The sequence below is a fragment of the Luteitalea pratensis genome (assembly GCF_001618865.1).
Taxonomy (GTDB): domain Bacteria; phylum Acidobacteriota; class Vicinamibacteria; order Vicinamibacterales; family Vicinamibacteraceae; genus Luteitalea; species Luteitalea pratensis.
The window spans coordinates 4686987-4699589 of the sequence record NZ_CP015136.1 but is presented as its reverse complement, the minus strand read 5'-3'; the positions used below and the strand labels follow the sequence as shown (position 1 = coordinate 4699589).

Genomic DNA, 12603 nt, shown 5'->3' with positions numbered 1-12603 from the left:
CGTCGATGCCAGGCCAAGCAGCCGAGGTGCGCCCTGAACGGCGTTGTCGCGCGTTTAGTGCGAGTGCACGGCTCCTGGGTCCTCCGCTCGGTGAACGGCCGTGGGACCGCTGGCGTCCGGCGATACCCGCGTCCCCAGCTGCAGCGTGACCCTTGGCAGTTGCTGAACGGCGCTTGGGACTTCGCGACCGACCCTGCCGGTGCCTGACACCTGCCTGGCGATGTCGTCTGGAGCGCCTCAATCGTCGTCCCGTTCGCACCGGAGACCGTGGCCAGCGGCATCCACCATCCGGGCTTCATCCCGCGTTGCTGGTACCGACGCACGGTCGACCCGTGGGATCCGGAGTCTTGCCGCATCCTCCTTCATTTCGGGGCGGTCGATCATCGCGCCACCGTCTGGGTCGACGACGTGCTCGTCGTCACGCACGACGGTGGCTACACGCCCTTCAGGTGCGACATCACCGAATTCATGCCGGGCGGCCTGCCTGTGACGATCGTGGTCTGCGCCGATGTGCCGTGAATCACTGGCTGAGCGACGGATGCGCTGACCAGAGTGCAGCCTCGCGCACAGCAAATGCCGTTCTGCCCACACCGTTTGAGCCATTTCCGTTTTCTCGCAGGGGTATGTCATCCGTATGGTCCGAGACGGTGCGTCCGCACTGAAGTCCATCGAGCCGGAGCCGCCAGACCTGGTGCCCTCGACGAGTGTGCTCCGGCGCTCACGCAACCGATCGACGTCTTGCTGCGCCCCCGCAGCTCAATGGGTAGCTGCTTCATCCGACTCCGGTGGAACTTGACGAGCTCGCTCCATTCGACCTTTCGGCCGTGGCTGTCTGTCGGTGAATCGCGTCAGTCAGCCGTTGTGCGATGCCGTCCTTCGAAGCGAAGTCCATTGCCTGAATGGCTGCGCAATGTCCCGCATCCGACCGCGCTCCCGCTCGAGGTCGTCGAGTCGCGTCTTCTTGCGCTGCCACTGGCGGATTATCAGTGGCCTCAAGATGCATCTCCGATAGGCAACTGGCGTCTCGGTCTTCATGAAGGTAGGCCGAAATCGAAGCGCCTTAACGGTTAAGGATGCGGAGGTAGGCCGAACGGCGCCTCGGCGAGATGGCCGCGCTTGCGAGGACCTTGTCACGATGAGACCGTTGAGCATGCGCCCTCATGCGCTTGTTGCCTCAACCGTTGCGGGCGGCGTCGTCCGCGTCCGCGGGGCACGGACGAACAACCTGTGCGGGGTCGACGTCGACATCCCGCGCGACGCGCTGGTGGTGTTCACTGGCGTGTCTGGGTCGGGGAAGTCCTCGCTTGCTTTCGGCACGCTCTATGCCGAGGCGCAGCGGCGATACCTCGAGTCCGTGTCGCCCTACGCGCGGCGCCTGTTCCACCAGCTCGGCGTCCCGGACGTCGACGAAATCGACGGGCTGCCGCCCGCCGTCGCGCTGCAGCAGCAGCGCGGCGCGCCGACGACGCGCTCGTCGGTCGGCAGCGTCACCACGCTGTCCAATCTGCTGCGCATGCTGTACTCGCGGGCCGGGACTTATCCGCCGGGTGCGTCGATGCGCCACGCCGAGGACTTCTCGCCGAACACGCCGCAGGGGGCGTGCCCGGCCTGCCACGGCCTCGGCCGCATCTACGACGCCACCGAGGCGTCGATGGTGCCCGACGATCGGCTCACGATCCGCGATCGCGCGATCGCCGCGTGGCCGCCCGCCTGGCACGGCCAGAACCTTCGCGACATCGCCGTGACGCTCGGCTACGACGTCGACACGCCGTGGCGGGACCTGCCGCGGAAGGATCGCGATTGGCTGCTCTTCACCGACGAGACGCCGACGATGCCGGTTTACGCCGGTTTCACGCCGGCCGAGACGCGGCGCGCGTTGAAGCGCAAGGACGAGCCCAGCTACATGGGCACGTTCTCCGGCGCTCGTCGGTATCTCCTACAGACGTTCGCAAGCACCGAAAGCGCCGTCGTGAAGCGGCGCGTCTCGCGGTACCTGATCGGCGCCGACTGCCCCGCCTGCGGCGGCCGGCGGCTCCGGCCCGAGGCGCTGGCCGTCACGTTCGCGGGGCTCGACATTGCCGCGATTTCGCGCCTGCCGCTGACGACACTTTCAGAGACGCTGCGTCCCTTTGCGACCAGCGATCCCGCGACGGCCCCTTCGGCAGTCGACCATCCCGAGAAGGCGATCGTCGCCCAGCGGATCGCCGCGGACGCGGTGGAACGCCTCGAGGTGCTGCTCGACCTGGGCCTTGGCTACCTGACGCTGGAGCGCAGCACGCCAACGCTCTCCCCGGGCGAACTGCAGCGACTGCGGCTCGCGACGCAAGTGCGATCCAACCTGTTCGGCGTCGTCTACGTGCTCGACGAGCCGTCGGCGGGGCTGCACCCGGCTGACACCGAGGCGCTGCTTCGCGCGCTCGATCGGCTCCGCGAGGCGGGCAACTCGCTGTTCGTTATCGAGCACGAGCTGGACGTGATCCGCCACGCCGACTGGATCGTCGACGTCGGCCCGGACGCCGGGACCGGCGGCGGTCGCGTGCTCTACAGCGGCCCGTTAAAAGGCCTCGCGTCGGTCACCGCGTCGCGGACGCGCCGCTATCTCGAGCCGGCAACCGTGGAGGCACGGACGCCGCGGAGACCGCGCGGCTGGCTTCGGCTGGCCGGCGTGACGCGGAACAACCTGCGCGATCTGGAGGTCGCCTTCCCGCTCGGCGTGATGACGGCGGTCGCCGGCGTGTCGGGATCCGGCAAGTCGAGCCTCGTGAGCCAGGCGCTGCTGGAGCTGGTGACGGCGCGCCTTGGCGCCCACGAGCCGGCGACGACAGCCGGCGAGGCGGCCGACGATCGGCTCGATCTCGAGCGCGCTCCCGAGCGGCCCACTGCCGGCCGCATCGCTGAGGGCGGCGAGCGGTTCACCCGACTCGTGTGCGTCGACCAGAAGCCCATCGGCCGAACACCACGGTCGAACCTGGCCACCTACACGGGCCTGTTCGATCACGTCCGCAAGCTGTTTGCGGCGACGCGGCAGGCGCGCGCGCGGAGATACGACGCGGGCCGCTTCTCGTTCAACGTCGCGGCGGGCCGCTGCGAGCAGTGCGCGGGCGAGGGCTTCGTGATGGTGGAACTCCTGTTCCTGCCGAGCGTGTACACGCCGTGCCCGACCTGCCACGGCGCCCGTTACAACGCGAAGACGCTCGAGGTCCGTTATCGCGAGCGATCGATCGCCGACGTGCTCGAGATGACGGTCGACGAGGCCGCGGTATTCTTCGCCGATCACGCCGCGCTGCGAGGCTCGCTCGACGTGCTGGGCCGGGTCGGCGTGGGCTACCTACGACTCGGACAGTCGGCCACCGAGCTGTCCGGCGGCGAGGCACAGCGCATCAAGCTCGCCACGGAACTGCAGCGCAGCGGCCGCGGCGAAACGCTCTACGTGCTGGACGAGCCCACGACCGGCCTGCATCCGGCCGATGTCGAGCGTCTGCTGGCGCAACTCGCTGGGCTCGTCGACGCCGGCCACACCGTTGTCGTGGTCGAGCACGACATGCAGGTCATTGCTGCAAGCGACTGGGTGATTGACATCGGGCCTGGCGCCGGCGCGGCGGGCGGGCGCGTCGTCGCTTCCGGCGTGCCCGCCGACGTGGCCCGCTCGCGCAACAGCCGGACCGCACCTTACCTGGCGCGGACGCTGGCGCCGCCCGCGGGCCGCCCGTGATCACCAACATCCGTGTGTGACGCTGCCATGGGCAAGATGCCGGTGGCTCGTTCGGGCGGGTAGATGTGGTGCGCCCAATGGTCCGTAGGGCGGCAGGCTCGGCGCAACGACGCCACGCCCGGATTGCGAGGTGTCGTTACGCGTAGCCTGCCGCGCGCTTCACCGACAGTGAGGAGCTACCCAGTTGGTTGAGGACGGAGCGAACGATGCTGCGTTCGGCATCGAACTCTCTCTTGAGAGTGCCGAACAACGCACCCTCCGGCGTGCCCTCATGCGACAGCGCCAACCGCGTGACGATCGTCAGCGCCGCGTCGGATCCATCAAGTGATCAGTGAGGTAACTCGCGAGGTTGCGCTCGGGATCGTCCTCGCGCGGCCGGTGGCCCACTGCGACGGCACCAAGCGCGAGGCCGGCACCAACGGTCAGAAGCGTGGCGGCGAATCGATCGGCTCGACGGTGTTTCACAAGAGACATCGGAGCAAGCCGTATGCCGCCGCTCACCGCACCCGGCCCCCAGCGCGGCTGTGGGGATCGGCATGAGACGTGCTGTGCCCAAAGCTGGAAACGCACGATGACCAACAGGGATTTGTCTCAGCCGTTCGACGCTCGACGCGAGGGCAGAGGCTCCGTAGCTGCGCGCAACGACGCCGCTCGACCGGATGTCGTGGAAGGCGATTTTCTGGTCCGGATAGCCTGCGCGGGTTCGGGGGTGCATTAGGGGTGCGAGGCCGGAGGCGGCACCTCTGCGGACCGTAGTCTCGTGTTGCCTGCAGACGTGCGCCTGCACCCAGTCCTCAAGATCGCGGCGGCGATACACGACCCTCCTGGCGCTGGCCTTCACGAACGGCGGCCCATCAATCGCCGCTCTGAAGCGCGCGGTGCGCGCCTTCTTGAGCCACGCCCGACTCATACCCAAGTGCTGCGCCGCTTCGGCTTCGCTCGGGGCGAAGCGATGTGAGAGATCTAGTCCAGACAAGCAGACCGCAAGGATGCTGATGCCGGGAAAGAGGAGATGTCGCGGTTGACGAACGCGATGTGCCCCACTCGGTAGTGCGGTCATCAATCGCAGCCCGTCTCCTTCGTGCTAACTGACGGCAGTCTCTGGATCGTCAAACGCCACGGAGCTAAGAGTGCATCGCCCCTTTATAGGGGACAGCCGGTCGACGTGCCGGTCAAGACGACGTGCCGGCCGACGATGGCTTCACCGCGTGCGGGTCCTTCTCCGCGAACTCCTGCGGCGGTGGGCGCCGCCGCTCATAGTGCTCAGTGTAGACGCGGGTGAACTCGGCGCCAAGCAGCACCACTTGCGACGAGTAGTACACCCACAGCAGCAGCACTACCACTGACCCCGCGGCTCCGTAGGTGGAACTTGTCGTGCTCTGGCCGAGATACAGGCCAATTACCTGCTTGCCGATGCTGAACAGCACGGTCGTGACCAGCGCGCCGACGATGACGTGCCGCCACTCCAGCCTTCGATCTGGCAGAAAGCGATAGAGCATAGCGAAGAGCACGCCGATGACGACAAGCGACAGCAGCACGTTGACGATGCTCCACACCGTGAGGGGCATACCCGGTAGCGACCGATTCAGCCAGGTGTTGAGCGCGGCGAGCGCGGCACTGACCGCGAGGGAGACGAGCAGCAGAAAGCCGATCGCGACGACGAGCGCGAATGAGCGCACGCGGTCCCACAGGAACGACGCGACATTGGCGTTCTCTTTGGGTTTCACCCGCCAGATGGTGTTAAGTGCCGTCTGCAACTCGAGAAACGCCCCGGTCGCGGCCAGAGCAAACGTGATCCCGCCGAACACGGTGGCAAGGATGTCACCGGTGTCCCGCCGTGCGCCCTCGAGTAGTGCCTGCACTGCCTGCGCGCCTTCGCGTCCGAGCAGTTCGTCGAGCTGCCCGACGATCTCGCCGCGCACGGCTTCCTCGCCGAACACGGCACCCGCGATGGCGATCGCCACCAGGAGGACCGGGGCGATGGCAAACAGCGTGTAATAGGCCAGCGACGCGCCGAGGCGCGGGACGTCGTCGTTCCACCACGCGAGGAGCGCTTGGCGGAACAAGAAAGGGAGTGCGGCCAGCGTGCTGCGCTGGCTCTCTGGAGGATCGGAAGTCACGGAAGAATTGTGTATCAGCAAGACGGCGGAAAGCTGGACAAGCTCAGGCGAACGATCGCACGCGTCCGACGATCGTCTGGCCCACTAGCGCTACCGTAGATGGCCAGAATTTCCGGAAAGGACGTGGTCAGAAAGGCGCTCCCGCCGGAGTTGACCGTGCCCTGACGGACCTCGTCGTGCGCGAAGTAGGAGTCACCATACCGGTTGCCGCCGGTAAGCGTCCACGCCGTCGGTTCCGTCCACCCCTATTCACCCACTTCCTCTATTGACCTTGCGTTCCGCATACGCAGTGAGAAGGCCGGGACCGAATGGACTGGACTGGACGGCCGCTGCATTCAGCAGCCTATGCCTGACACCCGACACGTCTGTCTGGGTTGTTGGCCTGCGTCGCCTAGCCTTGGCTCTCGGCCCACCCATCGTGTGCTCCTACCCCCTCACCGTGTGCAGCGAATCACGACCTGCCGCTGTTCACTGCAACGTGTCGGATCGGCAGACAGGACGGCGAGTTCGCTCCCTCGCCTGCTCGGTGTGTCACCTTTCTTACGCGCCGTAAGCCGTCCGCGCAGAAACACCTGCCATTCGACGGCCCGTGCGGCTTCTTTCCAACCAGATTCGGCGCCGGATCGTTGGCTTGGTACGCAACGTGCTCCTCTCCGCAGTGCTCGTCGACGCCTTCGCAGCTGAGGCGCGCATGAGGCAACGTCCAGTCTTGCCCGGCAACGCATTCGCGCCGAGCCGCAGACGTACAAATGCTGAACCGATTCTCGTCGGTTCATCAGTGACGCAGGCTTGGGCCTGTTACCGAAAGGACAGCAATGGCGAAGAAGAGCAGCACGAGGCGGTCGGCGACGAAAAGAGTGGCGAAGAAGTCCTCTCCACGCAAGGCTGCATCGTCGCCGAAGACGAGCACGCAGAGCGCGAGCAAGAAGGGTCAGAAGAAGGCGAGCTCCTCGGCTGGGATGATGACCCGGGCCGGCAAGGTCGTCGCGGCGGTGGCGCTCGGCGCCGCAGCAGGGGCCGCGATGGGCGGGATCAAGGGAGCGATCACGGCCGGCGAAAAAGCAACCGGCCTTGCGCCGAACGGCGAAGCGCGGGTCGACGACATGTCTGGCCAAGACAAGCAGCGCTCACGAAAAGCTCCCCGGCGCCCACGCGCCGCCAAGGGTCGATGACTTTCCGAGCGCCTTTTGCAGGCCAACCGACCGGTGAGCTGCGACAGGTGTCCGGTACTCACGGCGACGGTGTGAACACCACGACTCAAGGCCCGCGTCGCCCGCTTTCGCCTGAATGACGAGAACTCGTGCAGGAAAGTGCGGAATGCTGGGCACGTAGTCCCTCGACACCTCGTAGAGGGCGCAGCTGTTCGACCAAGTCGCGCGTAGACGCCCCGCCACCTCAGACAGGGCCCTCTCCCTTTCGCGACCGGCTCACCACGAGCATCGTCGCGTCGTCCCGGCCGCGTACGAAGTCGCGACTGAGGACGCCAGCGATCACCGCCGGATGCCGCAGGAGCAGGCCCGGGTAGGGGTCGAACGACCACCGGCTGGTAATCCCGTCCGAATGCATCAGCAGCACGCCCGGCGCCGGCATCACGTGCGCGTATGCGGAGACATGGCTGCGGATTTGGACGCCGACCGTGCCGTTCTCGCTGGCAAGACCGCGGCTGCGCTCGCTGCTGACCAGGCTCGCTGCGATGTTGCCGATGCCGGAGTACTGCACGTCCCCCGACCGGGCGATGATCGCCCGCGCCAGCGCCGCGCCACGACTGCCCTTGAGCGACCGATGCGCGAGCTGGTAGAACTGCTCCGGCGTGGCGAACGGCTCGTCCTCGAAGGCGCCACCCGCGAGGCGGGCGGCGACAGCCGCCTCGGGCCCATGGCCGAGGCCGTCAGCCACCATCACGGCAATCTCCTGCTCGCGCTCGACGCTGCGCCAGGTGTCGCCGCAGACCTCCTCGCCGGGAAAGGGCAGGCACACCGCGCCCACCGTGAACACGTTGGACGGCGCCGTGCTGGTGGCGATCCGCGACACGATCACCGTGCCCTTCCCTGGCGTCGAGTGGACGTCGAATTCATCCGACTGCCGCTTCACGGCACCCAACCCATTGCCCGGCGTACCGACGGTCGAGAATCCGTCCTGCAGGCATCGCTGCACGTCGGTCATCCCGGGGCCACCGTCCACCGACAGTAGTTCCAGCCAGCCGGACGCCCCGTGCGATATCACCTGCAGCAACATCCGGCCGTCGCGCGCGTGGCGCACGAGGTTGGTCGCCAGTTCGGTCGCGACGATCGCGGCATCACCCCGTCGTGACGGCGCCAGCGCCAGCGTCTCCGCCATCCGCGAGATGGCACGGCGGACCTCGCCGATCTGGCTCCGGTCCGACACAGGAATGCACAGCTGCAAAGGGTCCATCAGTTCCACCGTCGTTCCCCGTCCGAGGACGGACCCGATCGAAAAGCCCTTCGCCCGGCCGGCTTCCGACTGCGTGATGTCGACAGGTCGCTGATGAGGCGCTTGGCGCCTGGCAGGCCGAGCCCCATGCCCTTGCCCGATCCAACCGTCGGTCCTCGCCTGCGGGAGATCATCAATGCGAGGTCCCTGCTCGATGAATTGCAGGCGCAGGCCCTTGACGCCCTCGGCCAGCAGACGATCGAAGTGCCGAGTGTCCTTGGCGTGGATTTCCACAGCGCTGGAAGCTCAGTGGAGCTCGCCGCTGCCACCACGCCGGCGGTGCCTTCAAGAGCTGGTGTTCAGCGTCGTATGAATCGCGCAACTCTTTCAGCCTGCAAAATGGTTCGTGCACTCCTGTGTTCCTCGCGGCGTTCGAGAAGCGCCGCGCCTGCAAGTGCAAGTTTGTTGCCGCCACTGGCCTCGATTGTTTGGAGCTTCACGGGTAGTTCCCGTCCGTGTGGCAAGCTTCTTCTACGGGCGCGAAGCGCCCTCGTGAGGACGAGAAGAGGGCAAGCATGCGATAGGCCCGGTGCAGGTCGCGTTGCGGCAGCACGCAGGATTGCGCTGCATACGTAGTTGATCCGCGCCCCATGGAGACTCTGCACTGGCGTACCCGCAAAAGACCTGCGTCTGCGAGTCTGTGCGAGCGCCAATCCTTGGTCCGAGCCGGATGGCGTGTGTGCGCTCGATAGCATCGCGACTGTTCGTCCACTGGTCGCGTTCTACGTCGACGAGCAAAACGGCGTGCTGCCGCACTCGGCGTTTCGCGGACAGACGCCGGACGAGACGTATTTCGGCACCGGCGACGCGCTCCCGGCAGACCTGACGTCACGCGCGGCGGCGGCGCGCCTGGCACGCCTGCAGGCCAACCGAGGACATCACGAGCTGTTGCTTCGGAAGCGCGTCTGAAGTGCGGCCGTCACCGACGGGTGAATCGTTCTCACAGCGGACGGCCTCGAGATCGTTTGAGCGTCGTTCAAAATCCGTCCATTGACAGGTTCCTAGGTGAAAAGGAGATGTTCGGATTCGGGTCCACTGGCGCGCATGTTGGGTCAAAGTAGACGGAGACGTCGCCGGCCATAAGCGCTCCGGTGGGCGTTCATCGCGGCAATGCCGCTGGACCGACACATGGCCATGGCGTCCGCAGGACGACGGGAACGGAGCCCTCGAATACCAGCATCGAGACGGGACCGGTGCCCTCTCGCCATTCGCAGCCGGAGGAACGCATGACGACCGAACTCGACACCTTCTACGAGATGGTTGAAGAAATTGGTGTTGCGATGATGACGACGCGGCGGCCGGACGGGCATCTCGAGTCCCGCGCGATGGCCAATCAGAAGCGTGCGGCAGGAGCCGACCTGTGGTTCGTGACCGCGGAGGGTACCGGCAAGCTTCGCAGCCTCGAGGCCGACCCGCACATCAACCTGTCGTACTACAAGGATCGGACGCGCGAATGGATCTCGGTGTCCGGACAGGCGACGATCTCACGCGACAGGCGGAAGATTCGCGAGCTGTACGCGCCCGACTGGAAGATGTGGTTTCCGGACGACGGAGATGCACGGCACGGTACGCCGGAGGACCCGCGCCTGGTGCTCATCGGGGTCGAGATTCATGGGGCGGTGTTTCTGGAAGTCAACAAGCCGCAGCCGGTGGTCTTGTATGAACTCATGAAGGGCTGGCTGACCGGCACCGAGCCGGAGCTTGGCACGATGCACACACTCAAGCCCTGATGCAGGGGCCGGTTCGAATGGAAGAGCGGGCGGTCATCGCACTCCTCCAACCAGCGTGTCATCGCTGCATGCTTCGACTGCCAGGCTTGCGGTGAGGCCTGTGACCGGATGCCGTCTTCATCGATGAACCCCGCGCAGAAGTCGCTCGCGCCAACGTCGTGCGCCTGGACACACCGTCATCGATGACGGCCTGGCGATCGTTGTAGAGCAGGCCCGAGTTGCCTGCGATCTGCCGTAGTTGGGGCCCTGCGAGTCTAGCGTGAGCCATGCGCCGATGCCTTGCTGTAGCATCGGCGACATCGTGCTCCGCATCCTCCGTACCGCCTTCGTCGGCACCTACTGTTTCGTCGTGGTTCTCTTCCTGGCCTGCGGCGTGGCGCTGGTCTGGCTGGCCGGCCAGGTGCTGTGGCACGGCGTCATGGATGTTGGCACCGCGCAGTCCGCTCGCTTCGATGCCATCCTGCGCACCATCGGCCACCTCACGATCGGCGTGGCGGCCCTGGAGCTCGGACAGACGGTCCTGGAGGAGGAAGTGCTCCGCAGCACGCACGTCAGTGGACCGACGCGCGCTCGCCGCTTCCTCTCACGCTTCCTGGTCGTCGTGGTCGTCGCCCTCGCTGTGGAGTCGTTGATCGCCGTGTTCCACGCCGCGTCGGACACGCCCGAGTACCTGCCCCACGCGGCCTCGATTGCCCTGGGCGCCGCCGTGCTGCTGGCGGCCTGGGGGGTCTTCGTGCACCTCAATCGCGGTGCCGAGGAGATGGAGCCGGAGTCGATGGCGGCAGCCAAGCAGGAGGACGTGGAGGTGCAGCAGAGGGAATCAGGGGACGCGACTCCAGGCGGCGGATCGGGCGACGACCGGGGGCGCCGACGTCTACCGAAGAATCAGGAGTGATGCGCCGGACAAGAGCATGTTGCGTACGGGCCCACGAGGCTCGGTCATGACGATGCTTCGCGGGAAGGCGTGGCTGAAGCGGTCAGCGGCCATACCGTGACAGCATCGGGACGATCTGATCGAGCGCCTCGACCTGCCGCGCGCGATCCGGCGGCGGTCAGAAGAACGTGGGCTTCGGGGCCTCCCACCCAGAGTTCGAGGCCGGCCGGGAGCCGCGCCAGCCCTTTGACCTCGCTGCGGGCCGCGGCCCCGGGTGTCGTCAGGCTCACCATGACGATCGGTGCGCCCGTCGTTGTCGCGGCGTGGACGATATCATCCGCAGGAAGATCCGCTCCGAGGTACAGGACGCCAACCCGGGCCGACGCGGCCAGTACGGCCGCGCACAAAAGTCCCAGTTCGTGCCGCTCCCCCGTGGGCGTGGCGAAGACCATCGTCGGCGTCGCGCCAGGGGACGCGATCGTGCGGAGGAGACTACCGAGCACGCTGCGCACGATGGCCGACACGAGATGCTCCTGCCCCGGACGCAGCGCCTGTCTCTCCCACCGATCGCCCAGGTCTCGCAAGAGCGGCAACACCACCGAGAACACGAGCTCACGAGGCGGCAGGATGGCCGCATGCCGATTCAGGATCGACTCGATGGTATCGAGATCGTAACGGCTCAGTGCAGATCCCAGCGGCTCCAGATTGGCGACGTCCAGCGCCTTTGGCGTTCGGGCCGCCAGTGCATTGGCGTTGTCCAGCAGCCGTACGAGCTCGGCATCCTGGAGCTTCGCGATCGTGCTGATCGGATGCCCGATGCGCGCGAGATCGTCGAGCGCGACCTGATGGCCGAACTCGGGCAGAAGCTCGACGAGCAGTGCTTCGGCGGCAACGGCACGCCGCCCAACATGCTCGGCCTGCTCAACGATCCGGACGTGACCGACACGGCGCTTACCGCGGCGATCTCGTTCGATGCGATCGCTGCAGCCATCGAATGGCTCGAGGCGGACGGCGCGACAGCGTCGGCCATCTTCGTCGGCCCCGCGGTCTGGGGTGACCTCCGCGTGGCGAAGGACGGCGACGATCGGTACCAGCTCAATCCGGATCCGAGCGGAGACGCGCGCCGGCAGTTGTTCGGTGTGCCGGTGTACGTGACGCCCTTCCTCAGCGATGCCGCGATCGTCGCGGACATGAGCCAGATCGGCGTTGGCGTCCGTGACCGCGTGACGCTGTTCTACGACAGCTCGCGTTATGCCGAGTACGACCAGTCGCTGATCCGGCTGACGGCTCGCTTCGATATCGCCGTCCTCAATCCCGAGGGCGTTGAGCTCCTGACGGACATCACGATCTAACGTCCGTCTCCAAGTGGTGTCCGTGCCTCCGCGCCTCTCCTGGCTGTGCGGAGTCGCGTGGTTCCCGGTCCTCAGCAGCCGCGCACTGACGGTGTCCTGGCCGACCGCGCCCAGTCGGTCAGGGCTCCGTGTCCAACGTTGCCAGGCGTGGGAGGGATGCCCGTCAGGGCGCGCGCACTCTGAACTGCCACGTCTGTGGGCAGGATGCCCAGCGGTGGAAGGCGTCGGTTGCATCGAGGGAGTAACCGGCGCCGCCGTGCCTTCTCTGCCCGGTGCTGCGTTGTCAGTAGCGATGGTGCGGACCGAGGCGCCCTCCCAACGACGCGTGCTCCGGGGGAAGCACCGCCGCACCAAGGGAGTTTGC

Annotated in this window: 11 protein-coding genes; 8 read left to right on the top strand and 3 right to left on the bottom strand. The window is 66.6% G+C overall.

The features are described from left to right. The first annotated feature begins 267 nt into the window (after positions 1-267). The 3 genes from LuPra_RS19460 to LuPra_RS32085 all read left to right on the top strand — a co-directional run bounded on the left by LuPra_RS19460 (position 268) and on the right by LuPra_RS32085 (position 4252). Complete coding sequence (locus LuPra_RS19460) at positions 268-519, top strand: sugar-binding domain-containing protein (RefSeq protein ID WP_157899423.1); 252 nt, start codon at positions 268-270, stop codon at positions 517-519. Between the two features lie 631 nt (positions 520-1150). Further along, complete coding sequence (locus LuPra_RS19455) at positions 1151-3712, top strand: excinuclease ABC subunit UvrA (protein ID WP_201792196.1); 2562 nt, start codon at positions 1151-1153, stop codon at positions 3710-3712. Between the two features lie 324 nt (positions 3713-4036). Then, the gene (locus tag LuPra_RS32085) at positions 4037-4252 is read left to right on the top strand and encodes a hypothetical protein (RefSeq protein WP_157899422.1); all 216 of its coding nucleotides are present in this window, start codon (positions 4037-4039) and stop codon (positions 4250-4252) included. Positions 4253-4884: 632 nt separating this feature from the next. Here the strand turns inward: LuPra_RS32085 and LuPra_RS19450 are convergent. Next, positions 4885-5832, bottom strand: a complete 948-nt coding sequence (locus LuPra_RS19450) for a YihY/virulence factor BrkB family protein (RefSeq protein WP_110172286.1) — start codon at positions 5830-5832, stop codon at positions 4885-4887. Between the two features lie 815 nt (positions 5833-6647). Between LuPra_RS19450 and LuPra_RS19445 the strand changes: the two genes are divergently transcribed. Continuing rightward, positions 6648-7004, top strand: a complete 357-nt coding sequence (locus LuPra_RS19445) for a hypothetical protein (protein WP_157899421.1) — start codon at positions 6648-6650, stop codon at positions 7002-7004. A 223-nt stretch (positions 7005-7227) separates the two neighbouring features. On the opposite strand, the gene LuPra_RS19440 is transcribed toward LuPra_RS19445, so the two are convergent. Next, positions 7228-8244: an ATP-binding SpoIIE family protein phosphatase gene (locus tag LuPra_RS19440; protein WP_157899420.1), complete on the bottom strand. Its 1017-nt coding sequence runs from the start codon at positions 8242-8244 to the stop codon at positions 7228-7230. A 714-nt stretch (positions 8245-8958) separates the two neighbouring features. Between LuPra_RS19440 and LuPra_RS19435 the strand changes: the two genes are divergently transcribed. From LuPra_RS19435 to LuPra_RS19425, 3 genes are all read left to right on the top strand, one after another. Then, a complete protein-coding gene (locus tag LuPra_RS19435) occupies positions 8959-9192 on the top strand; it encodes a hypothetical protein (protein ID WP_110172283.1) in 234 nt (77 codons plus the stop codon). A 317-nt stretch (positions 9193-9509) separates the two neighbouring features. After that, the gene (locus LuPra_RS19430; protein ID WP_110172282.1) at positions 9510-10013 is read left to right on the top strand and encodes a pyridoxamine 5'-phosphate oxidase family protein; all 504 of its coding nucleotides are present in this window, start codon (positions 9510-9512) and stop codon (positions 10011-10013) included. A gap of 274 nt (positions 10014-10287) precedes the next feature. Continuing rightward, entirely contained in the window at positions 10288-10908 is a 621-nt protein-coding gene (locus tag LuPra_RS19425) for a hypothetical protein (protein WP_234800470.1), read from the top strand. Between the two features lie 44 nt (positions 10909-10952). Here LuPra_RS19425 and LuPra_RS19420 read toward each other — a convergent pair whose 3' ends face one another. Then, the gene (locus LuPra_RS19420) at positions 10953-11534 is read right to left on the bottom strand and encodes a cobalamin B12-binding domain-containing protein (RefSeq protein WP_234800954.1); all 582 of its coding nucleotides are present in this window, start codon (positions 11532-11534) and stop codon (positions 10953-10955) included. Between LuPra_RS19420 and LuPra_RS19415 the strand changes: the two genes are divergently transcribed. Further along, complete coding sequence (locus LuPra_RS19415) at positions 11523-12239, top strand: phage major capsid protein (RefSeq protein ID WP_157899419.1); 717 nt, start codon at positions 11523-11525, stop codon at positions 12237-12239. The two genes, LuPra_RS19420 and LuPra_RS19415, sit on opposite strands and share 12 nt — an antisense overlap. Positions 12240-12603 lie beyond the last annotated feature (364 nt).

Coding starts and splice junctions, on each gene's coding strand:
- LuPra_RS19425 (WP_234800470.1), top strand. CDS start 10,288: ATGCCTTGCTGTAGCATCGGCGACATCGTGCTCCGCATCCTCCGTACC.
- LuPra_RS19455 (WP_201792196.1), top strand. CDS start 1,151: ATGCGCCCTCATGCGCTTGTTGCCTCAACCGTTGCGGGCGGCGTCGTC.
- LuPra_RS19440 (WP_157899420.1), bottom strand. CDS start 8,244: ATGGACCCTTTGCAGCTGTGCATTCCTGTGTCGGACCGGAGCCAGATC.
- LuPra_RS19415 (WP_157899419.1), top strand. CDS start 11,523: ATGCCGATTCAGGATCGACTCGATGGTATCGAGATCGTAACGGCTCAG.
- LuPra_RS19430 (WP_110172282.1), top strand. CDS start 9,510: ATGACGACCGAACTCGACACCTTCTACGAGATGGTTGAAGAAATTGGT.
- LuPra_RS19445 (WP_157899421.1), top strand. CDS start 6,648: ATGGCGAAGAAGAGCAGCACGAGGCGGTCGGCGACGAAAAGAGTGGCG.